Origin of the sequence: Saccharothrix sp. ST-888 (assembly GCF_000955975.1) — a bacterium.
Taxonomy (GTDB): Bacteria; Actinomycetota; Actinomycetes; order Streptomycetales; family Streptomycetaceae; genus Kitasatospora.
In genome coordinates this window covers 1-21,851 of the sequence record NZ_JYJF01000057.1, presented here as the reverse complement: position 1 = coordinate 21,851, position 21,851 = coordinate 1, and the positions used below count along the sequence as shown (strand labels likewise).

Below are 21,851 nucleotides of genomic sequence, written 5' to 3'. Positions count from 1 at the left end.
CGACCCCCGAACGGCCGGGCCCCCCTTTTCCACCGGGGAGCCCGGCCGTTCCCTTTGCCCCGACCGTCCCCGGCGGTCTCAGGCGCGGTGTTCCGCGTTGGCGAGGATGGCGTCGTGGAGCCACTGGGCCAGCCCGGGGGCGAGGTTCTCGTAGGTGGCGGTGAAGCGGGGGTCGGCGAGGTACATGGCGCCGAGGCAGCGGTGGATCTCGTAGGTGCAGTCGTAGAAGTTGTCGCTGATGTGCCGCCGGTGCGCCTCGGCGAGCTCCATGGCCTCGGCGCTGTCGGCGGGCCGGCCGGCCTCGAACGCCTCCACCAGGCGGGAGTTCAGCGAGTCCATCTCTGCCTTGATCCGCTGCCACTCCTCCTTGCCGTACTGGCCGGTGCGGCGCTGCGACTGCTTCCAGGCGTCGGTGTTGCCCCAGCGCCGCTCGGCCTCGTCCTCCCAGTTCTCCTGGTAGTCACTGCCGAAGACCTCGAACTTCTCCTCGGGTGTCAGCTGAATGCCCATCTTCTGTGCCTCCATGGCGTGTTCGACGGCTGCGGCCAGCTCCTGGAGATGGGTGATCCGCGCGCTGATCAGCCGGTGCTGACGGCGCAGGTGCTCGGTCGGGCTGACCGAGTCGTCGTCCAGGATGGCCGCGATCTCTTCGAGGGGGAACCCGAGTTCGCGGTAGAAGAGGATCTGCTGCAGCCGGTCGAGGTCCGTGTCCTCGTACTGGCGGTAGCCGGCCGGGGTACGACCGCCGGGCGACAGTAGTCCGATCTCGTCGTAGTGGTGCAGGGTCCGTACGGTCACCTTGGCGATCGACGCCACCTGTCCCACCGAGTACGTGCTCATCGGGCTCGCTCCCTCCTTGCTGACCTCAGCCTGCTGCCTCACGCTGCGTGAGAGTCAACCCGGCACGGCCGCCCGGCCTTGCTCCAGCATGCACACGGCTGTGCGAACGTCGTGGACCGCGCGCGCCCTCGCCTGGTCACCCATCGGCCCTCAGCGGATCCGAGTAAAACTTCATAACGAAATCCGGCCAAGCAACCGGCTCCGACCAGCCAATTCAACAGATTGTTGCAGCTCAGCACGGTGACGGTAGCACCATGTGAAAGGTCGATGGCTTTACGCGTCCGAGCGGGCCGGTCATGCCCCGGAGTACGGTTCCCGGGCCCGCTCACGAGCAGGTCAGGGCGGGCAGACCGGCGGTGTTCGCCATGCCCTGGACAAGCCGGAGCGGGAAACGGTGCGGAGTATGGATCGCAGCAGCAACGGGCAGGAGTCCGCGGGAGCCACCCGCCCGTCGGCCCTCGGGTGGCCGGCCGAAGTCCTGCGCGGGATCGCCCAGGTGGACTTCATGCCCAGCGCGCTGTGCGGGCTGTTCTTCACCGCCGCGCTGTTCGCCGCCGGCTGGCGGTACGGCCTCTACGGTCTGCTCGGGAGCGCGGTCGCGACCGGCACGGCGTACGCACTGGGCCTCGACCGCGAAGCGGTCCGGCAGGGCCTGCACGGCTACAACGGCTGTCTGGTGGCCGTCGGCGCAGCGGTCTTCCTCGGGGCGGACCGCCCCGCCACCGTCCTGGCCGCCGTCGCCGGTTCCGTCGTCTCGGTGATCGTCACCGCGGCGCTCGGCGCGGTACTGACGGCCTGGCACCTGTCGGCGCTGACCGCCCCGTTCTGCCTGGTGGCGAGCGCCATGACGGCCGGGGCCCCCGCCTTCCGGCGGCTCTGGCACGACGCCCCCGGGCTCGCGGCCCTGCCCGTGCCCGCCACCGGCGCCACCGGCGCGACCGAGCCGAGCTGGGAGCAGCTCTGGCACGGCTTCTTCGCCGACATCGGGCAGATCTTCTTCATGCCCCAGTGGTACGTCGGCCTGCTGTTCCTGGCCGGCCTCGTCGCCGCCGACCGCTGGGCGGGCCTGATGGCCTGTGCTGGCAGCGCAACCGCGCTGCTGACCGCCTGGGCGCTCGGCTCACCCGCCGACAGCGTGGGCCGGGGCCTGCTCGGCTACAGCGGGGTCCTGGTCGCGATGGCACTGAGCGGGGTGTTCGTCGCCCGCAGCGTCTGGAGCGTGGCGTACGCCCTGGTCGGCGCCGCCACCGCCACCGCACTGACGCCCGCACTGACGGCCCTGGCCGCGCCGTTCGGGGGGCACGCGTTCACCTGGCCGTTCGTGCTGACGACCCTCGCGTTCCTGGCGGCGGTGCCGGCCGTGCCCCGCCTGTGCCGCGTCTGAACGACCCGTCAGAGGGCGGCGCGGGGGCCCGGGGTGCCGGTCGTCCCCCGCGCCCCGGGCCGTACGCGAGGGGCGGTCAAGGGCGCGCGCCTACCGGGTGAAGAAGGTCTTCGCGGCGAGCACGGCCTCCTCGTCGCTGACGATGTCGCCGGGCCGGTTGGCCCGGCCGAGCAGCACACCGCCCCAGCCCATGCCGAAGTAGCCGGCGCAGCGCTCAAGAGTCCCGACCAGCGGGTCGGCGCCGGAGCGCACGGCGGCGTACGAGGAGACGCCCCAGAGGGTCAGCCCGGCCATCCGCCGCTTGAAGTCCAGCTCGGGGACGGCCAGCCAGCCGGACCAGTGGTCCAGGTAGAGCTTGGTGCTCGCCGAGACCGAGTACCAGTAGAGCGGGGAGACGATCACCAGGTCGGTGGCGTCGAGGGTGGCGTCCAGCAGGTCGCCGAGCACGCCGGTGGGCCGGGTGAAGCCGTCGCCGCCGTTGTGGCGGAGGTCCTCGAAGGCCGGCAGGTCCAGCTCGTCGAGGCGGATCCAGCGCTGCCGGACCTCGGCCGGGAGCTGCTCGGCGGCGAGCCTGGCCAGCAGTTCGGCGTTGCCGTCGGGGCGGGCACTGCCGAGCGCGAAGAGGAAGCTGCGGGTGGTCGGTTCGGTGGTCCCGGCCGGGGCGCGGTCCGGCACGCTGTGATCGCTCATCCGCTGATCGTATCGATCAAGCCCGGTCCACCCGGCCCGAGTTGCCGCCCGGGCCGGCCGGCGCTCAGCCGGCCACGCCGCCCACCGCCGTCACGTGGTCGATCCGCACCCTGACCAGCAGGCTCCCCGGGACACCGTTGCGGGCCGCGAACTCCTCCCGCCGGTCCGCACCCATGTAGCGCGCTCCGAACCGGCCGGCCCACTCCCGCACCTCGGCCAGGTCGTCGCCGAGCGCCGCCGTCCCCCGGACCAGGACGAAGGAGAACGGCGGCCGCTCGTCGTCCACGCAGAGCATCACCCGGTCGTCGCGGGCCAGGTTGCGGCCCTTGACGCTGTCCCGGCCGGTGCTGAAGACGAGGTCGTCGCCGTCCAGCAGGAACCAGACCGGCGCCACGTGCGGGCTGCCGTCGGCGTTGGTGGTGGCCAGCTTTCCGGTGCGGGTACCGGCGGAGAGGAAGGCCCGCCACTCGGTCTCGGTCATCTGAGGCATGCGGCCCATGCTGGCCCAGGTGGACCGGACATACCAGGACAACTCGCCGGGTCGACTGATCGGTTGACTCCGGGCGGCCGGACCGGGGTGAGGATGGAGGCAGCGGGGACGAGCGTCCGGCCGGACGAAGTCCCCGACTCGGCCACCCAGTCCTCCAGCCCCCACCACTCACCCAGTCGGAAGGAGCCCGGCGTGCCGGCACCGCAGCGCGACGACGGGCCCTCGCCGCCCGCCGGTCCGAGAACGACCGGGCATCCCGGCGCGGACGTCCCGCCGGACCGGCCCGCGCTGTTGGGCGTGGTGATGTACGGCGCATTCCTGCTCCTGCTGGTCGCCTCGCTCACCCGCTATCTGCTGCACCACGGCGAGAGCGGACGCGCCGCCTGGGTGGTCGGGCTGAGCGCCGTGCTGGCCCTGGTGCAGCTGGCCGGGCTGACGCTGCCCGGCAGCCGGCGGCAGCGCCCGGTCCGTCCGGGGCCGGCGGGGTGGGCCGCGCGAGTGCCGCTGCCCGTCCTGCTGCTGGTGCTGGTGGTGGGCCAGTGGGTGGTGCTGGTCCTGCTCGCGCCGAGCTTCGCCTGGTGCGCCGTCCCGCTGGTGTACACCGCGCTGCGCACGCTCCCGGCCCGGGCCGCGATCCCGCTGGTCGCGGCGATGACCGCGCTGGTGGTGCTCGCCGAACGGCGGCTGACGGCGGGCTTCGACCCGGTCGCGCTGCTCGCCCCGCCCGCCGTGGCGGGGCTGGCCACGGCGGTCTTCCTGCACATGGAGCGGCAGGCCGCGCGGCAGCGCGCCCTGATCGCGGACCTGGTGCGCACCCGCCGCGAACTCGCCGCCACCGAACGCCGCGAGGGCACCCTCGCCGAACGCCAGCGCCTCGCCATGGAGATCCACGACACCCTGGCCCAGGGGCTGTCCAGCCAGCGGATGCTCCTCCAGGCCGCCGACCGGACCTGGGACGGCGACCCCCGGACGGCTCGGACACACGTCCGCACCGCCGCCAGGATCGCCGCCCGCAACCTGGCCGAGGCGCGCCGCTTCGTCCACGACCTCGCCCCCGCCGAACTCGCCGACGGCGCAGGGCTGGACCAGGCCCTGCGGGCGCTCGCCACCCGCGAGTCCGCCGAGAGCGGCCTGCCGGTGCACTGCCATCTGGACGGCACCCCGGTACCGCTGCCCGCCGCCGTGCAGTCCGCGCTGCTGCGGATCGCCCAGGGCGCGCTGGCCAACGTACGGGAGCACGCGCACGCCCGGACCGCCGCACTGACCCTCTCCTACTTGGGCGACCAGGTCGTCCTGGACATCAGCGACGACGGCACCGGCTTCCGGTCCGACCCCACGGCAGCCGATCCCACCGACCCCACCGCCGCCGACCCCGCAGCCCCCGGTGCCGCAGCCCCCGACCGTGGCCACGGCCTGCCCGCGATGCGCGCCCGGGTACGGCAGTTGGGCGGCACCCTGACCGTCGAGAGCACTCCCGGCGAGGGCACGGTGGTGTCCGCCGCGATCCCGCTGGACGCGCCCCCTCTGGAGGACCGATGAACACCGAGAACCGGATCCGCCTGCTGGTCTGCGACGACCACGCCGTGGTCCGCGCCGGACTGCTCGCGCTCCTCGGCAGCGCGGACGACATCGAGGTGGTCGGCGCGGCCGGCAGCGGTGAGGAGGCCGTCGCCATGACGGCCAAGCTCAAGCCGCAGGTCGTCCTGATGGACCTCCAACTCGGCGACGGCATCGACGGGGTGGAGGCCACCAGGCGGATCACCGGCCGGAGCGCGGAGCGCGGCGCCGCCCGAGGCGCCGACCAGGGTGCCGAGCGCCCGGGGCCGCCGTACGTCCTGGTCCTGACCACGTACGACACCGACGCCGACATCAACCGGGCGATCGCCGCCGGGGCCACCGGCTACCTGCTCAAGGCCGAGCGGCCGGAGGAGCTGTTCGCGGCGGTCCACGCCGCCGCCCGGGGCCGCACCACGCTCTCACCGCCGGTGGCCTCCAGGGTGATGGCCCAGCTGCGGACCCCCGTACCGCACCTCACCGACCGGGAGCAGGACATCCTCGCCCAGCTCGCCCAGGGGCTGGGCAACCGCGAGATCGCCCGCGCCCTGTTCATCAGCGAAGCCACCGTGAAGACCCATCTCGGCCGGATCTACGCCAAGTTGGGCGTCGACACCCGCTCGGGCGCCGTCGCGGTCGCCAAGGAGCGCCGACTGCTGCGCGACTGACGACGTCGACCTGATGATGCGTCAGATGACTGTCAGATCACCTCGGACAGCTCCCGCAGCAGCTTGGCCTTGGCCCGCGCGCCGACCATGCTCTTCACCGGCTGCCCGCCCCGGAAGACCATCAGCGTGGGCATCGACAGCACCCCGTACGCCGCCTGGGTCTCCGGATTGCCGTCCACGTTCAGCTGGACGATCCGCAGCCGGTCCGCCTCCTCCCGGGCGACCTCCGCCAGCACCGGCGCGATCATCCGGCAGGGCGGGCACCAGTCGGCCGTGAAGTCCACCAGCACCGGCAGTTCGGACTCCAGCACCTCCGCCGCGAAGTTCTGGTCGGTGACCGACTCGACTCCCGTAATCTGCACCATGGTTCAGTTCCCCTCTGTCTCGGTCGGCGTCTCGGCCCGTGTCTCAGTCGTATGCGCGGTCAGCTCACAGCGCGGCTCGGGCCCACCGGGCTGTGCCGCCTCGGCCTCCAGCTCCGCCCTGGCGAGCTGGGAGCCCACCTGGTCGCGGACCTCCTGGAGCCGGGAGATGCACCGGTCCAGCTCGGCCAGCTTGCTGCGGTAGACCTCCAGCGAAGCCGGACAGGAGTCCCCGGCCCGGTGCCCGGCCCGCAGGCACTCCACGAACGGCCTGGTGTCCTCCAGCTCGAAGCCGAAGTCCTGGAGCAACCGGATCTGGCGCAGCAGCCGCAGGTCGTCCTCGCCGTACGCCCGGTAGCCGTTGCCGCTGCGCCGCGCGGGCAGCAGCCCGCGCGACTCGTAGTAGCGCAGGGTGCGCGTGGTGGTGCCCGCCTTCTCGGCCAGTTCTCCGATCCGCATGAGGACGACCGTAGACCTTGACCCCGACGTCAACGCCAGCATTTCTCGGCCGCGCGCCCGGCCCGCCCGCGCTACCGGGAGGTGCGGGCCCTAACCGGCCGACTCGCAGTCGGCGGCCCGGCGGAGCAGCAGTTCGCGCTCGCGGGTGTTGCGGGTGAGCCCGGCGGCGCGTTCGAACTCCCGCTGCGCCTCGGCGAACCGGCCCAGCCTGACCAGCAGGTCACCGCGCACGCTGGGCAGCAGGTGGTACCCGCGCAGGGCGGGTTCGGCGAGCAGGCCGTCGACCACGGCCAGGCCCTGCTCCGGCCCGTACGCCATCGACAGGGCCACCGCCCGGTTCAGCTCCACCACCGGCGAGGGCGCGAGCGCGGCGAGCTCCCCGTACAGCGCGGCGATCTGCGGCCAGTCGGTGGCGTCCGGGGTACGGGCGCGGGCGTGGCAGGCGGCGATGGCGGCCTGGAGCGCGTAGCTGCCCAACGGCTCGCCGGTGCGGGCGACCAGCGCCTGCGCCCGGTCGAGGGCGGCGAGTCCGCGCCGGATCAGGAGGTGGTCCCAGCGGGAGCGGTCCTGGTCCAGCAGCAGGACGGGCTCGCCGCCCGGTCCGATCCGGGCGGCGGACCGGGACGCCTGGATCTCCATCAGTGCGAGCAGGCCGTGCACCTCGGGCTCCTGGGGGGCGAGACCCGCCAGGATCCGGCCGAGGCGCAGCGCCTCCTCGCAGAGCCCGGGGCGGATCCAGTCGTCGCCCGCGGTCGCCGAGTAGCCCTCGTTGAAGATCAGGTAGACGACTTCGAGGACGGAGGCCAGCCGGGGCGCCAGCTCGTCCCCGTACGGGACCTCGAAGGGGACCTCGGCCTCCGCCAGGGTCCGCTTGGCGCGGCTGATCCGCTGCGCGACGGTGGCCTCGGGGGCCAGGTAGGCGCGGGCGATCTCCTTGGTGGTCAGCCCGCCGAGCAGCCGCAGGGTGAGCGCGACCCGGGACTCGGTGGAGAGCACCGGGTGGCAGGCGGTGAAGACCAGCCGCAGCAGGTCGTCCTCGATACTGCCCATCGCCTCGTCGAGGACGGCTTCGAGAGCCGCGTCACCGTCCGCGATGCCCGTCGACTGCCCGCTCTCCAGGTCGCGCCCGAGCTCGGCGACCCGCTGGTCCAGGCGCTGCTGCCGGCGCAGCAGGTCGATGGCGCGGCGCTTGGCGGTGGTCATCAGCCAGGCGCCCGGGTTGCGCGGGATGCCGTCCCTGGGCCACTGCTCCAGCGCGGCGACCAGGGCGTCCTGGGCAAGCTCCTCGGCCAGCCCGAGGTCGCGGACGATCCGGGTGAGCCCGGCGATCAGGCGCGCCGACTCGATCCGCCAGACGGCGTCGATGGCGCGGTGGGTGTCGGAGGCCGTCACGGCACCCCATTCGATCATCCGACGCCCCACTGCGCCAGCGCGATCCAGGTCCCCGGGGCAGGAGCGGGCCCGGCAGGGCCGGGACTACCCCTTGGACTCGGGCTCCGCCCGCCAGGCGATCTCACACTCGGCGGCCTCGGAGCAGCAGGAGCGGCGGCCGGTCAGACCTCGCCGAACTCGCCCCGGGCTGTGGCAGCGGTGCCGTTGCCTCCGGCGTCGGCCGGCCAGACGGGCGAAGCTCCTCCGGAAGGTCCGGCGCATCAACCGGCTGACCTGACAGGGGGACTGAGCTTCATTGAACGTCGCAGTGATGGATGAGGCACCGAGCGGTTCGGTCGAATCCGGTGTACCGCTCCGGGAGTTGGGAGTGGTCCCCGGGCCCGAGCCGTCGGCCCGGTGCCGGGCGATGGCCGAGGCGATCGGCAAGGCCCTGGGGCGGAGATCATGGGTGGCCGGGCGGGCGTCCGGGTGGCGGATCTACTGCCGGTACCGGGGCGGCCTGCTGGACGAGACCGTCGACGCCCTGAACCGCGCGGTGGGAAGCGCCGTTTCGGGCAATCGCTGCTCCGGCAACCGGGGCACCATCAAGCTCACCCTCCGGGTCGGCCTCTCCGCCGACGAGGAGGTCTGACGGCTCGCGGCAGCACGGCGCCCCGACCGGACGGGGAGTCCGATCGGGGCGTGGCGCACGGCGGCCGGGACGATCAGATGTCGACCGTCACGTTGTACTCGGTGACCCAGTTGTTGAACTCGATCAGGCGCTCGAGGATGGCGCGGGCACTCCAGGGACCGCCCACGTTGTAGGAGCCGGCCGGGACGTCGAGCAGACGGCGGACCTCCTCCTCGGACACGATCCTGAAGACCGGGGCGCCCTCGACCAGGATGCCCTCGACCCGGTCGCGCAGGGCGAGTTCGTACTTCTCGTCCTGGGTGGAGGGGTACGGGTTCTTCTTGCGGTCCAGCACCTCGTCCGGCAGCAGGCCGCGCATCGCGGCACGCAGCAGGCTCTTCTCCCGGCCGTCGAAGCTCTTGATCGACCAGGGGGTGTTGTAGACGTACTCGACCAGGCGGTGGTCGGTGAACGGCACCCGGACCTCAAGGCTGACCGCCATGCTGATGCGGTCCTTGCGGTCCAGCAGGAAGTTCTCCCAGCGGGTCAGGTTGAGGTACGTCAGCTCGCGCATCCGCTCCTCCAGGCCGCTCTCGCCCTCCAGCCGGGGGACCTCGGCCAGCGCCTGCTCGTAGCGCTGCTTGACGTACTCGGTCAGGCCGAGGCGGTCCCACAGGCCGACCGTGCGCAGCGCGCCGATGCCGCCGGCCTGCTCGAAGGGGTGGTGCCACGGGAAGGTGTCGCCGTTGACGGCGCCCTCGTCGTGGAACCAGGTGTAGCCGCCGAAGAGCTCGTCCGAGGCCTCGCCGGAGAGGGCGACGGTCATCTGCTCCTTGAGCGCGCGGCACAGGATGAGCAGCGAGTACTCCATGTCACCGGTGGAGACCGGCAGGTCCTGGGCGCGCAGCACCTGGTCGCGGACGTCGTCGTCGAGGATGTCCTCGTTGTTGAGCTCGACCACGATGTGCTCGGCGCCGACGTGCTCGGCGACCTGGATCGCGTACGGGGTGTCCGGGTCGGCCCACTGGACGTTCGACTGGAAGCGGGTCTCGTGACCGGTGAAGTCGACCGAGAATGCCTTGATCGGCGTCTCGACGCCCTGCTTCTTCAGCGCCTTCGCGGCGAGCGCGGTGACCGCACTGGAGTCCAGACCGCCCGAGAGCAGGGTGCCGACGGTGACGTCGGCGACCAGCTGGCGGTCGACGATGTCCTCCAGCAGCTCGCGGACCTTGGCGATGGTCGCGTCCTGGTCGTCGGTGTGCGGGACGGCCTGGAGCTGCCAGTAGCGCTCCTCGCGGTGGCCCTCGCGGGTGAAGCGCACGATGGTGCCGGGGCGGACCTCGTGCATGCCGCGGAACACCGCGTGGCCCGGGGTCTTCACGATGGAGAAGATCTCCTGGAGGCCCTCGCGGTCGATGACCGCCTCGGACTCCGGGTGGGCCAGGATCGCCTTCGGCTCCGAGCCGAAGAGCACACCGTCGGACGTCGGGTAGTAGTACAGCGGCTTGACGCCCATCCGGTCACGGACGAGCAGCAGCTCCTCGGTGCGGGCGTCCCAGATCGCGAAGGCGTAGATGCCGTTGAGCTTCTCGGCGAAGCCGGTGCCCCACTCGACGTAGGCGCGCAGCACCACCTCGGTGTCGCTGGTGGTGCGGAACTCGTGGCCCAGGCCCTTCAGTTCCTCGCGCAGCTCGCGGAAGTTGTACACCTCACCGGTGTAGGTCAGGACCGCCTGGGTGATCTCCGCGTCGGCGGCGATCATGGGCTGCTTGCCGCCCTCGAGGTCGATGATCGCCAGTCGGCGGTGTCCCAGGATGGCGTGCTCGGAGGTCCAGAGCCCGCCGGCGTCGGGGCCGCGGCACTCCATGGTGTGCGTCATCGCGTCGGCGAGGTCCGCGAAGGCCGACAGGTCACGCCCGTAACTCACCCAACCGGTAAGGCCGCACATGAGACAGGATTCCTCTCGTCAAGAATTGTCGTGTGATGCGTGCATCAGCACCCGGCGGGTCCCACGGACCCTGCTTGGCACAGGCAGCTTTACGAAGACATGGCGCAGATCCGTGTCTACGGCGCATCGGAAGGGCGTATTCGGCCATCGACACCTTCCGAGGCGTACTCGACGTTGCCGTCAAAACCTCTGCACCGATCCCGTTCTCCCCTGCTCCATCTCACGGGTGTGGTGCTGCCACCCCGGGCCGAATCCGCTCTGCGATCGTGCCGTCCGGCGGAAAACCCGGGCAACCCATCACACCGAACACCGTCAGGTCGAGGGCTCCTCGCGGGTGACGCGAAGCCGCCTGGCTGCGCCGAAAAACCCTCAGGGGCGCGGGAGTCGACCTCCCACGCCCCTGATGCGGCGGCCCGCACCCCGAAGGGCTACCGCAGGCTGCGCAGGTACTCGCGGTTGAGCACGGAGATGCCCGAGAGCGGGATGCCCTTGGGGCAGGCGGTGGCGCACTCGCCCGTGTTGGTGCAGCCGCCGAAGCCCTCCGCGTCCATCGCGGCGACCATGCCCCGGACCCGGCTGCCGCGCTCGGGGGCGCCCTGCGGCAGCAGGTTGAGGTGGACCACCTTGGCGGCCGTGAAGAGCATCGCGGAGCCGTTCGGGCAGGCCGCCACGCAGGCGCCGCAGCCGATGCACTCGGCGTGCTCGAAGGCCAGGTCGGCGGTCTCCTTGGGGACGGGGGTGGCGTGCGCCTCGGGGGCGCTGCCGGTCGGGGCGGTGATGTAGCCGCCGGAGCCGATGACGCGGTCGAACGCGGAGCGGTCCACCACCAGGTCGCGGACGACCGGGAAGGCGGCGGCCCGCCAGGGCTCGACGTCGATGGTGTCGCCGTCGCTGAAGTGCCGCATGTGCAGCTGGCAGGTGGTGGTGCGCTCCGGGCCGTGCGCCCGGCCGTTGATGACCATGCCGCAGGCGCCGCAGATGCCCTCGCGGCAGTCGTGGTCGAAGGCGACGGGCTCCTCGCCGCGCAGGATCAGCTCCTCGTTGAGGGTGTCCAGCATCTCCAGGAAGGACATCTCCGGGCTGATCCCGCCGACCTGGTAGGTGGTGAGCGCGCCGGGTGCGTCGGGTCCGGGCTGCCGCCAGATCCGCAGGGTGAGGTTCATGCGTAGCTCCGCTGGGTGGGGTGGACGTACTCGAAGGCGAGCTGCTCCCGGTGCAGCACCGGGGCGCTGCCGGTGCCCGTGAACTCCCAGGCCGCCGCGTAGGAGAACTCCTCGTCCCTGCGCTCGGCCTCGCCGTCGGGGGTGCGGCTCTCCTCCCGGAAGTGGCCGCCGCAGGACTCGGTGCGGTGCAGGGCGTCCAGGCACATGAGTTCGGCGAGCTCGAAGTAGTCGATCAGCCGGTTCGCCTTCTCCAGCGACTGGTTGAGCTGTTCGCCGGTGCCCGGCACCTTGATCCGCCGCCAGAACTCCGTGCGCAGCTGCGGGATCCGCTCCAGCGCTCGGCGCAGTCCGGCCTCGTCGCGGGCCATGCCGCACTCGTCCCACAGGAGTCCGCCGAGTTCGCGGTGGAAGGAGTCGGGGGTCCGGTCGCCGTCGACGGCCAGCAGCCGGTCGAGCAGGCCGGTGGCGTCCGCGACGGCCTCCAGGACCGCCGGATGGCCGGCCTCGACGGGCGCGCCCGGCTGCCGCGCCAGGTAGTCGGTGAGGGTGGCGGGGAGGACGAAGTAGCCGTCGGCGAGTCCCTGCATCAGCGCGCTGGCGCCGAGCCGGTTGGCGCCGTGGTCGGAGAAGTTGGCCTCGCCGATCGCGAACAGGCCCGGCACGGTGGTCTGCAGGTCGTAGTCCACCCACAGCCCGCCCATGGTGTAGTGGATCGCGGGGTAGATCCGCATCGGCACCCGGTACGGGTCCTCGGCGGTGATCCGCTCGTACATCTCGAACAGGTTCCCGTACCTGGCCGCCACGGCCGCCCGCCCCAACCGGCCGATGGCGTCGGCGAAGTCGAGGTAGACGCCCTGGCCGCCGGGCCCGACGCCGCGCCCCTCGTCGCAGACCACCTTGGCGGCGCGGGAGGCGATGTCACGCGGGACCAGGTTGCCGAAGGCGGGGTAGATCCGCTCCAGGTAGTAGTCGCGCTCCTGCTCGGGGATGTCCTGCGGCTGCCGGCTGTCGCCGGCCGCCCTGGGCACCCAGATCCGGCCGTCGTTGCGCAGCGACTCGCTCATCAGGGTGAGCTTGGACTGGTGGTCGCCCGAGCGCGGGATGCAGGTCGGGTGGATCTGGGTGAAGCAGGGGTTGGCGAAGTGGGCGCCCCGCCGGTGGGCGCGCCAGATCGCCGTCGCGTTGGAGTTCTTGGCGTTGGTGGAGAGGTAGAAGACGTTGCCGTAGCCGCCGCTCGCCAGCACCACGGCGTCCGCGAGGTGGCTGGAGACCTCACCGGTCACCAGGTCCCGGGCGACGATGCCCCGGGCCCGGCCGTCGACCACGATCAGGTCCAGCATCTCGGTCCGCGGGTGCATGGCGACGTGGCCGGCCGCGATCTGCCGGGAGAGCGCCTGGTAGGCGCCGAGCAGCAGCTGCTGTCCGGTCTGGCCCCGGGCGTAGAAGGTCCGGGAGACCTGGACCCCGCCGAAGGAGCGGGTGTCCAGCAGTCCGCCGTACTCGCGGGCGAACGGCACGCCCTGGGCGACGCACTGGTCGATGATCTCCACCGAGATCTGCGCCAGGCGGTGGACGTTGGACTCCCGCGCCCTGAAGTCCCCGCCCTTGACGGTGTCGTAGAACAGCCGGCGGACGCTGTCGCCGTCGTTGCGGTAGTTCTTGGCGGCGTTGATACCGCCCTGCGCGGCGATCGAGTGCGCGCGGCGCGGCGAGTCCTGGAAGCAGAACTGCTCGACGTGGTAGCCCTGTTCGGCCAGGGTGGCGCCGGCTGCACCGCCCGCGAGCCCGGTGCCGACGACGATCACGCGGTGCTTGCGCCGGTTGGCCGGGTTCACCAGCCTCGCCTCGAAGCGCCGTCGGTCCCAGCGCTGCTCGATCGGCCCGTCCGGCGCCTTGGCGTCCGAAATCGGCTGTCCCACGGTGTAGTCGAGGTACGAGGTCATCGGACGACTCCGGTCATGACGGCCACGGGAATGGAGATGAAGCCCAGCGTCAGCACCAGGGCGAGCAGGTTGGCCGCAGCCTTCAACGCCCGGTCGCGGCGCGGGTTGTTGACGCCGAGGGTCTGCGCGGCGCTCCAGAAGCCGTGCCGGATGTGCAGACCCAGCGCGAGCATCGCCGCGATGTAGATGCCGCCGCCGTACCAGGTCGAGAAGGAGGCGACCAGGTTCTGGTACGGGTGGTCGGCCTCGGCCCTCGGGTTCACCGTGAGGGTGGTCAGGTCCAGCAGGTGCCAGACCACGAACAGCGCCAGGATCACCCCGCCCCAGCGCATCGTCCTGGTGGCGTAGCCGGACTGCCGCCGCCGGTGCGCGTACCCCTGCGGCCGGGCCGCCCGGTCGCGCCGGCTCAGCTGGTACGCCGCCGTGCCGTGGGCCAGCACGGAGGCCAGCAGGACCACCCGGGCCAGCCAGACGAACCAGCCGTGCCGCAGGAAGGGCTCGCCGACCGTCCGCAGCCAGGCCGCGTACCCGTTGAGCTCGTCGGGGCCGAAGAAGACCTTCAGATTGCCGAGCAGGTGCCCCACCAGGTAGAGCAGCATGATCACGCCGCTGACGGCCATGACCGCCTTCTTGCCCACGGTCGAGCGCCAGAGTGTCGAGAGAGTCGACGGACGCCTCCGGCCCGTCCCAGTCGCCAGTGCCATGCCAGCCACGGTAGGAACGCGCCCCACGGTACGTCCAAGACATGATGCGGCTCACCACGATAGGCGGGGACTATCGTGGCTGCCTATAGTCGGGGCATGCAGCTGCAGCAGCTCCGCTACTTCGCGGCGGTCGCCGAGACCCGCAACTTCACCCGGGCGGCCGACCTGACCCATGTCTCGCAGCCCTCGCTCTCCCAGCAGATCCGGTCGCTGGAGCAGGAGTTGGGCGCCGAACTGTTCCACCGCACCCGGGGGAACATCACCCTCACCGACGCGGGAGCCACCCTGCTGCCGCTCGCCCGGCGCATCCTCGCCGACGCGGACAGCGCCCGGCTCGCCGTCCAGGAGGTGGTCCAACTGCGGCGCGGGCGCGTGCGGTTGGGCGCCCCGCCGAGCCTGTGCGGCAGCCTGGTGCCGGACGTGCTGAGCGCGTTCCGGCGCAGCCACCCGGGCGTCGAGCTGGCGGTCCGGGAGGGCGGCTCCCAGGACCTGGTCGGCGCGCTGGGCAGCGGCGAGCTCGACCTCGCGCTGATCATCGCCCCGGAGGCGGGCGAGGTCGCCCCGCCGGCACTGGAGGTCACCGAACTGCTGCACGAACAGCTGGTCCTGGTCTCCTCGACCCGCCTGCCCCGCAAGCGCGTCCGGGTCGAGGAGCTGCGGAACCGGCCGCTGGTGATGTTCCGCCAGGGGTACGCCCTGCGGGAGAGCGCACTCGCCGCCTGCCGGGCGGCCGGGTTCGAACCGCAGTTCGCCGTCGAGGGCGGGGAGTTGGACGCCGTGCTCGGCTTCGTCCGGGCCGGGCTCGGCCCCGCGGTCGTCCCCGGCATGGTCGCCGCCCGCTCCGGCCTCCACCTGGCCGCCTTCGCCGGCCCCGGGCTCGGCCGCACCATCGCGCTGGCCCACGGCCGCGACGTCCCGCTCACCCGGGCAGCGGCCCAGCTGCGCGCCACCCTCCTCGACCACCTGCGCACCGCCGCCGCCCAGGGCTCCCTCCCCTCGGGCACCCGGCTGCTCCCCACCGCCGGGTAGGGCCCGCCGGAGCAGGGCCACCCCGCCGGGCGGCCCAGCGCGACCGGTCTCAGCCGACGCAGCCGGTCCGTCTCAGTCGACGCAGGGGATGCCGCCCGCCTTCACGGCCGGGCCCTGCATCGGCAGCGTGGACGCCGGGTCCGGCGTGGCATCGCCGCCGCCGCTCGGTGCGGAGGCGCCCTGGTCCGAACTCGCGCCGTCCGAAGGGTCGTTCGAGGCCGTGACCGACGAGGCCGTGTACGAGGTGCCCAGGGTCACCACGATGCGGCCCGCCGGGACGGCCGAGGAGGCGGTCGCGGTCACCCCGTACCGGGCCGCGACCTGCCCGGCACTGCTCCTGGCCCCGGATCCGTAGACCACGGTGGTGGACCTCGGGTGGCTGCCCGCCTCGCCGACCCGCCCGGCCTTGAGGCCCAGGTCGGTCAGCGCCTTGGACTCGCCTGCGGCCGCCCGGGGCACGTTGGACGCGTTGTAGACGTCCACCGTGCCCTTGAGCGGGCTGCCGGAGTCCGCCGCCGGGGAGGCCCCCGAGTCACCGCCGCCACCACCACTGTCGGAGGGGGCGGGCACGGGCGCCTGGTCGTGGCCGAAGAGCTGCTGGACGATCCGCTTGATCAGGTCGGGGTTGACCGTGTTGACGGCCTCGCCGCCGATGGTCCTGAAGCCGCTGATCGGCAGGGTGTTGAACTCGACGTTGCCACCGGTGAGGTTGGGTGCCTGCTGGGCGAAGTCCAGGATGTCCCACCGGTTGTCGATGACCACGTCCTTCTTCACCACGTTGAACAGCTTCTGCATCTGGCCGAGGTCGCCCACCACGCCCTGCTGCTTGAGCTTGTACTCGACCGAGGCGATGAACGCCTGCTGGCGGTGCGTACGGTCGAGGTCCCCGTTGGGCAGGTTGTGCCGCTGGCGGACGAAGGAGAGCGCATCCGCCGCGTTCAGGTCGCTGTACCCGGCGGGGAGTTTGAGCCCGGTGCCGCCGCCCTCGTGAGTGGCCGTCCGGGCGATGATCGGGTCGCTCACGGGGTGGTTGAGACAGACCCTGATCGGCTGCAGCGCCGTGGCGATGTCGTAGAAGCCGATCAGGTTGACCTCGGCGAAGTGGTCGATCGGGATGTCGAGGAGCTTCTGGACGGTCTGGATGGTCGCCGAACGCCCGGCCTCCCGGCTCTGCCGCTCCAGCTCGGCCTTGGACAGGCCCTTGCCCTGGAGCTTGCCCTCGGCGGCGTCCTTGGCGATCCCGTACGCCTCCTTGACCTTGTGCATCTTCCCGTCGGCGCCGACCGTCTGGACGTAGTCGTCGCGCGGGACGGACAGCGCCGTCACCTTGCCGCCGTTGGCCGGGATGTGCAGCACGATCAGGGAGTTGGTGTTGTAGCCGCCGATGTCGCTGCTGCTGCCCGCGTGCAGCTCGTTCTCGACCACGTCCGGCGGCAGGTCGTTGCCGTCCATGTCCTTGCGGCTGTCCAGGCCGATCAGCAGCAGATTGACGGACTTGTCCAGGTGCGGCGGCGCGTTGCGCCTGGCCTCGTCCAGTGCGCTGGAGGTGGTCAACCCGTCGGACAGGTCCTTGAGTTCGTACCAGGTGAAGCCGCTCGCGCCGAGCACCGCCACCGAGACCGCGCAGGCCGCGGCCCGTCCGGCGACCAGCGCCGGCGAGAGTCGCGACCGGCCGGGCCGACCCGGCCGACCGCCCTGCGGCCTGCGCGGCCGAGCCTGTCCTTGCTGCGGTCCCTGTCCCTGCCGTTGCCCGCTGTCAGCCACGACGGCCCCTTCCCTCGCTCAGCTTCCGTACGCCCACCGTCAGGAGCGCGGCCAGCACCGCCGCCGCCATCACCGGGAAGGCGTGGGTCACCCAGCGCAGTGCCCCGGTCGCCAGCGCCTTGCCCTGGTACCGGTCGCCGTCGGCGAGGTACTCGGTCCCGACCGCGACCACGAGCACCACCACGGGCGCGGAGGTGACCACCCACCACCAGCCGGCCCGGCTGCTGACCAGCGTGGCGAGCGCCGCACCCAGCACCGCGCAGACCGCGAACACCACGCCGACCCCGGACCCGAACAGCGCATCGACCGCCGCGCCGAGCAGCGGCAGTCCGATCGCCGGATAGACCGCGGGCAGCCGGCCCCCGGGGGCCCCGGCACCGCGTCGGACGTCCGCCGCGCGTGCGTCCCGCTGGCCGCCGCGCGCTCCGGCGCCCTCGGCCGCCGGACGGCGGGTCCCCGGCGCGGCGGACCGCCCGCTCTGGCCCGGCACCCGTCCGGCCCGCTCCGGACGCCACGGCGGGGCCCCGCCGGTCCGCCGCGCCGTGCCCTCGCCCGAACGCCGGGCGGACGGAACCGGGCGCTGACGCCGTACCTCCGCCTCGTCGTAGGGCGCGCGCGCCCGTTGTCCCGCCATGCCCACACCCCTTGTTCGCTCGGCTGCTGCACTACCACGTCCGGCCCCGGCACCCGGCCGATGCGGATGGGCAGCGGACGGGCGGCACAGGGGCGCAAGTGCGCCCTCGTCACCACCTGGACACGCAACGCCCGAACGCCGGCTCCGACGCCCGGGCCGCCCTCACGGGCCTCCCACCAAGTTCTACAGACGTGTAGAGAATGAGCGAAGCATACAAAGGCACTCCCTCGAAGTCACCCGCAGGGGTGTAAGCCGTCCACCACTCGCCTACGTGCAACGAGCGACGGGCGCAGCGGTGGCGGTACCCGACCCGGCAACCCGGCCGCCCCCCTCGGCGTCCCCCTCGGCGCCCTCTCGGCGGCTACCGAAGACCCGCAGGCCGCCCGCCGGTGGCACCCCGGCCCGGTCTCGACCCGGGCGGCGCGCCACCGCCGTGACCATCCGCAGGTCACAGCGGCTCCGCAGGGTACCCGCGGTCCGGCCGGCGGGAGCTCACGCACGCGGCAGGAGACCCCGGCGCATCCGCCCCGGCGCAGGCGCGAACTCCCTTGACGATCCGAGCACTTCCGGCTCCCCCGGCCCGGCCGGAGCAACCCGCCCCGGCGCCCGGCACCCATGCCGACACCCGCACCCGAGGCAGCCGCCACCGCCTCGCGGGACGCCCGGCCATCGCCTATACCTGGGTTCTGAGTCCCTGGACGCATCGCGGTCCGCCACAACCCACCGGCGGCCGCCGCTCTCACCTGGAGCACCCCATGCGCCTACGCCGGCGGCCGCACCGCGCCGCGACGGCTCCGACCGCCGCCACCGCCGCCCTGGTCAGGGCCGCCGCACCGGTCCTGGGCGCCGCACTGCTGACGGGCTGCGCCACCGGCCAGGCCGGGCTGCCCGCCGTACCGGCCACCCCCGGTCCGTCCAGCGCCTCGGCCGGCGTCGCCGCCGGGACCGACCTGGCCGCCGGGGACCACAACATCTCGTTCCTCGTCGACGGCACCACCACCTACGGCACCCTGCACATCCCGGCCCGCCCCGCCGGCGGCACGCTCCCCGCCGCCCTGCTGCTCCCCGACGGCGGCCCCACCGACCGCGACGGCAACCAGCCCCAGCTCAAACCGGACACCCTCGCCGGCCTCGCCCAGCTCATGGGCGACGACGGAATCGCCACCCTGCGCTACGACAAGTACGGCACCGGTCTGACCGGCCTCGGCGCCTACGCGGGCCGGGCCGCAGCACCCGACCTGGCCGCCTTCGTCCGCCAGGCCGACGCCGCCTACCGGTTCCTGGCCGCCCGGCCCACCACCGACCCGCACCGGCTGCTGCTCGCCGGACACGGCGAGGGCGCGATGGTCGCCCTGGAGGTCGCCACGCTCAGCCGGCCCGCCCCCGCCGGGCTCGCCCTGCTGGCACCGCAGGACGAACGCCTGCTCGACCTCACCACCCTCCGGCTGGACCAGCAGCTCGACGCCACCGTCGCCACCGACCGGCTGACCGCCGCCCAGGCCGCCACCGTCAAGGAGGCCATCGCCCAGGCGGTGGCCGAGCTGCGCGCGGGAGGGACCGCCGACACCACCGGCATGCCCGGCACGATCGCCACCGTGTTCGAGGGCTTCAACGACGACACCGAGTACGTCCGCACCGACGACGCCGTCCACCCGCCCGACCTGGCCCGTCGGCTGACCGGCGGGACCAGGACCATGGTCACCTGCGGCAGCGCCGACCCCGACATCCCCTGCTCCACGACCGGCCCGCTCGTCGCCGCCCTGGCGGCCGCCGGCACCACCGGTCCCGGCCTGGTCACCCTCCCCGACGTCGACCACCTCCTGCGACCGGCCGACTCCCCCACCGACACCACCACCCTCGCCCCCGCCGCCCGGCAGGCCGTCCACGCCTTCGACGCCCTCTGGCACTGACCGGCCCGGCGGCGCCCCGGGCGCTTGCGGGGTGCTTGCCGGAGTGTGGGTACTTACGGGGAGCGGTCGCTTACGGGGGCACGCGGCCCGCCGTGCAACCGGGGGACCTCCGCGCCCGGAAGCCACCGGCCGGCCACTCCCCCGGCCCGACCGCCCCTCGGCGACCTCCCGCCGCGCCCGGAATCACCCTCCCGTGCACCGTCGGCAGGGGCACTGCTCCATCCAGCGGTACCCGCAGCGCAGAAATATGATGAATGCGGGGTTTCGCTACGAGTCCAGCGCGGGCCGGGCCCGCCGTTGAGGCGCAGTGGCAGCCGGGCCACGAGGCCCCGAGGCATCCGCCGTCCGCGCGGAGTCCTGCGGCGACCGGACAACCCGGTGCACCTCGGAGGGTCCATGCCCCGACACCGCTCCCGGCCCACCAGCGCCGACGACCTGCTCAACGAGCTCGGGCGGCTGACCGCCCAGGCGCTGGAGCGGGCCGAACTCCAGCAGGCCCGGGTGGAACTGGCCGAAGCGCTGCAGCGCGAACTGCTCCCGGGTGCCCTGCCGGAAATACCCGGCCTGCGGACCGCCGCCCGGTACGCGCCCGCCCGCAACGGGCTCGCCGTCGGCGGCGACTGGTACGACGGGTTCTGGCTGCCGGACGGGACGCTCGGGTTCTCCATCGGCGACGTCCAGGGCCACGACGTGGAGTCGGCCGCCTTCATGGGACAGGTCAGGATCGGGCTGCGCGCGGTGGCCGCCGCCTCGACCGATCCGGGCGAGGTGCTCAGCCGGGCGAACGACCTGCTGCTGTCGATGGAGACCCGGCTCTTCGCCACCTGCACCTTCCTCCGCTTCGACCCGCTCACCTGGGAGCTGGCCGACGCCCGGGCCGGCCATGTGCCCGCGGTCTGGGCCACCACGGACGGCCGCAGCGGCATCGCCCAGGACGAGGGCGGGCTGCCGCTCGGCATCGTGCCCGGCGAGGTCTACCCGGTGGCCCGGCGAAGACTGTCGCAGCCCGGGGCGTTCGTGCTGTTCACGGACGGGGTGATCGAGGGGCCCTCCTTCCCGATCGAGGCGGGGCTCGACCGGGTGGTCCGGGTGGTCCAGGACCGGCTCACCGGCCGGAGCGGCACCGACCCCGGTGAACTGGCCGCCGCGGTTCTCAGGGTCGCCGACCTCACCGGCCACTCCGACGACGCCGCGGTCCTGGTCCTCTGCCACGACCGGACGGCCGACCCACGGCCCCCCTGACCGGGCGACCCGCCCCGGGCCTCCGGCTCCGGCCCGTCCCCGCCGACTCCGACTCCGGCCCGGCAGCCGGCCCGGGTCAGATCGGGCGGCTGCGCAGGGTGCGGTACGCCGTGCCCGGGCAGCGGCGGCACCCGGCCACCCGCGCTGCGCGTGTCACGCCGAGCTCGGCTACGGAACGTAGTCTGATGGCTGCTGTGGTGCGAAACCAGGAACTCCGGCGTCTCACCGCAGCAGGCCTCCAGATCATCGCCGTCGCCGCCGCCTACCTCGCGGCCGGACGACTCGGCCTGCTGCAGCAAGTGGTCGTCGCGGGGGCGGTGGTCACCCCGCTCTGGCCACCCACCGGCATCGCCCTGACCGCCCTGCTCCTCCTGGGTCTGCGGATCTGGCCGGGGATCGCCCTCGGCACGCTGCTGGTGAGCGTGTCGATCAGTCCGCCGAACCTCGCCAACTTCGGGGTCGTGATCGGGAACACCCTCGCCCCGGTCTGCGCCTGCCTGCTGCTGCGCCGCGTCGGCTTCCGGGTCGAACTGGACCGGCTGCGCGACGGGCTGGCGCTGGTCTTCCTCGGCGCGCTCGGCGGAATGCTGATCAGCGCGACCACGGGCGCCGGCAGCCTCCTCCTGCACGGCGACTTCCCCCCGAGCGGCTTCTGGTCGACCTGGTCGGCGTGGTGGACGGGTGACGCGATGGGCGTCCTCGTGGTCACGCCGCTGCTGCTCGTCCTCCGCAACGCCCACGTGCCACGGGACCTCGACCCGTGGCAGTGGGTCGAACCGGCGGTCCTGCTGATCAGCACCGCCGCGGTGACCGCGGTGGTCACCCGCACCGCGCTCGACCTGCTGTTCCTGGTCTTCCCACTCCTCATCTGGGCCGCGCTGCGGTTCCAGCTGGCGGGGGCGGCCCCCTGCCTCCTGGTGGTCTCCGTGCTGACCGTCGTGGCGGCCACCGACCACACCGGACCGTTCGCCCACCGCAGCCTGCTGGCGACCATGGTCACCCTGCAGGCCCTGAACGGGTCCGCCGCCCTGACCACGCTGCTGCTGGCGGCCGTCGTCGCCGAAC

At 73.0% G+C, this 21,851-nt stretch carries 20 protein-coding genes; 8 read left to right on the top strand and 12 right to left on the bottom strand.

Translation table 11 applies throughout. The features are described from left to right. Nucleotides 1–78: 78 nt before the first annotated feature. Entirely contained in the window at nt 79–840 is a 762-nt protein-coding gene (locus UK12_RS18930; protein WP_045304214.1) for a MerR family transcriptional regulator, read from the bottom strand. Nucleotides 841–1,243: 403 nt separating this feature from the next. Here UK12_RS18930 and UK12_RS18925 point away from each other — a divergent pair, with 403 nt between their 5' ends. Beyond that, the gene (locus UK12_RS18925; protein WP_082119748.1) at nt 1,244–2,224 is read left to right on the top strand and encodes an urea transporter; all 981 of its coding nucleotides are present in this window, start codon (nt 1,244–1,246) and stop codon (nt 2,222–2,224) included. Nucleotides 2,225–2,314: 90 nt separating this feature from the next. On the opposite strand, the gene UK12_RS18920 is transcribed toward UK12_RS18925, so the two are convergent. Next, a complete protein-coding gene (locus UK12_RS18920) occupies nt 2,315–2,914 on the bottom strand; it encodes a flavodoxin family protein (protein ID WP_045304213.1) in 600 nt (199 codons plus the stop codon). Nucleotides 2,915–2,978: 64 nt separating this feature from the next. Further along, a complete protein-coding gene (locus UK12_RS18915; RefSeq protein WP_045304229.1) occupies nt 2,979–3,404 on the bottom strand; it encodes a PPOX class F420-dependent oxidoreductase in 426 nt (141 codons plus the stop codon). A gap of 192 nt (nt 3,405–3,596) precedes the next feature. Here UK12_RS18915 and UK12_RS18910 point away from each other — a divergent pair, with 192 nt between their 5' ends. Continuing rightward, nucleotides 3,597–4,943, top strand: coding sequence for a sensor histidine kinase (locus UK12_RS18910; protein ID WP_231591288.1), 1,347 nt, complete (start codon nt 3,597–3,599; stop codon nt 4,941–4,943). After that, nucleotides 4,940–5,626: a response regulator gene (locus tag UK12_RS18905; RefSeq protein WP_045304212.1), complete on the top strand. Its 687-nt coding sequence runs from the start codon at nt 4,940–4,942 to the stop codon at nt 5,624–5,626. Before UK12_RS18910 ends, UK12_RS18905 begins: the two co-directional genes overlap by 4 nt. Before the next feature lie 32 nt (nt 5,627–5,658). Here UK12_RS18905 and trxA read toward each other — a convergent pair whose 3' ends face one another. From trxA to UK12_RS18890, 3 genes are all read right to left on the bottom strand, one after another. Further along, on the bottom strand, nt 5,659–5,991 hold the full coding sequence (gene trxA, locus UK12_RS18900) for a thioredoxin (protein WP_045304211.1): 333 nt from the start codon (nt 5,989–5,991) through the stop codon (nt 5,659–5,661). Nucleotides 5,992–5,994: 3 nt separating this feature from the next. Further along, the gene (locus UK12_RS18895; protein ID WP_045304210.1) at nt 5,995–6,447 is read right to left on the bottom strand and encodes a MerR family transcriptional regulator; all 453 of its coding nucleotides are present in this window, start codon (nt 6,445–6,447) and stop codon (nt 5,995–5,997) included. Between the two features lie 90 nt (nt 6,448–6,537). Next, nucleotides 6,538–7,857, bottom strand: coding sequence for an RNA polymerase sigma factor (locus UK12_RS18890; protein ID WP_045304209.1), 1,320 nt, complete (start codon nt 7,855–7,857; stop codon nt 6,538–6,540). A gap of 292 nt (nt 7,858–8,149) precedes the next feature. Here UK12_RS18890 and UK12_RS18885 point away from each other — a divergent pair, with 292 nt between their 5' ends. Further along, on the top strand, nt 8,150–8,470 hold the full coding sequence (locus UK12_RS18885) for a hypothetical protein (protein ID WP_156178806.1): 321 nt from the start codon (nt 8,150–8,152) through the stop codon (nt 8,468–8,470). Nucleotides 8,471–8,543: 73 nt separating this feature from the next. On the opposite strand, the gene asnB is transcribed toward UK12_RS18885, so the two are convergent. From asnB to UK12_RS18865, 4 genes are all read right to left on the bottom strand, one after another. Continuing rightward, the gene (gene asnB, locus UK12_RS18880) at nt 8,544–10,397 is read right to left on the bottom strand and encodes an asparagine synthase (glutamine-hydrolyzing) (RefSeq protein ID WP_045304207.1); all 1,854 of its coding nucleotides are present in this window, start codon (nt 10,395–10,397) and stop codon (nt 8,544–8,546) included. Nucleotides 10,398–10,825: 428 nt separating this feature from the next. Continuing rightward, nucleotides 10,826–11,560 (bottom strand): succinate dehydrogenase/fumarate reductase iron-sulfur subunit, encoded by a 735-nt coding sequence (locus tag UK12_RS18875; RefSeq protein ID WP_045304206.1) that lies wholly within the window; start codon nt 11,558–11,560, stop codon nt 10,826–10,828. Next, nucleotides 11,557–13,503 (bottom strand): fumarate reductase/succinate dehydrogenase flavoprotein subunit, encoded by a 1,947-nt coding sequence (locus UK12_RS18870; protein WP_045304205.1) that lies wholly within the window; start codon nt 13,501–13,503, stop codon nt 11,557–11,559. The genes UK12_RS18875 and UK12_RS18870 overlap by 4 nt, the downstream gene beginning before the upstream one ends. Continuing rightward, on the bottom strand, nt 13,500–14,207 hold the full coding sequence (locus tag UK12_RS18865; protein WP_045304204.1) for a succinate dehydrogenase cytochrome b subunit: 708 nt from the start codon (nt 14,205–14,207) through the stop codon (nt 13,500–13,502). The genes UK12_RS18870 and UK12_RS18865 overlap by 4 nt, the downstream gene beginning before the upstream one ends. A 96-nt stretch (nt 14,208–14,303) precedes the next feature. On the opposite strand from UK12_RS18865, the gene UK12_RS18860 reads away from it, so the two are divergent. After that, entirely contained in the window at nt 14,304–15,236 is a 933-nt protein-coding gene (locus UK12_RS18860) for a LysR family transcriptional regulator (RefSeq protein WP_045304203.1), read from the top strand. A 72-nt stretch (nt 15,237–15,308) separates the two neighbouring features. Here the strand turns inward: UK12_RS18860 and UK12_RS18855 are convergent, their stop codons facing one another. Then, nucleotides 15,309–17,000, bottom strand: a complete 1,692-nt coding sequence (locus tag UK12_RS18855) for an LCP family protein (protein WP_045304202.1) — start codon at nt 16,998–17,000, stop codon at nt 15,309–15,311. Next, entirely contained in the window at nt 16,993–17,634 is a 642-nt protein-coding gene (locus tag UK12_RS36725) for a DUF6542 domain-containing protein (protein ID WP_156178805.1), read from the bottom strand. The genes UK12_RS18855 and UK12_RS36725 overlap by 8 nt, the downstream gene beginning before the upstream one ends. Nucleotides 17,635–18,389: 755 nt before the next feature. On the opposite strand from UK12_RS36725, the gene UK12_RS18845 reads away from it, so the two are divergent. The 3 genes from UK12_RS18845 to UK12_RS18835 form a co-directional block, all read left to right on the top strand. Then, a complete protein-coding gene (locus UK12_RS18845; protein ID WP_156178804.1) occupies nt 18,390–19,544 on the top strand; it encodes an alpha/beta hydrolase in 1,155 nt (384 codons plus the stop codon). 396 nt (nt 19,545–19,940) lie between these two features. Further along, nucleotides 19,941–20,786 (top strand): PP2C family protein-serine/threonine phosphatase, encoded by an 846-nt coding sequence (locus UK12_RS18840; RefSeq protein ID WP_045304201.1) that lies wholly within the window; start codon nt 19,941–19,943, stop codon nt 20,784–20,786. 185 nt (nt 20,787–20,971) lie between these two features. After that, the coding region (locus tag UK12_RS18835; RefSeq protein WP_045304200.1) for an MASE1 domain-containing protein at nt 20,972–21,851 on the top strand (880 nt) is incomplete at its 3' end.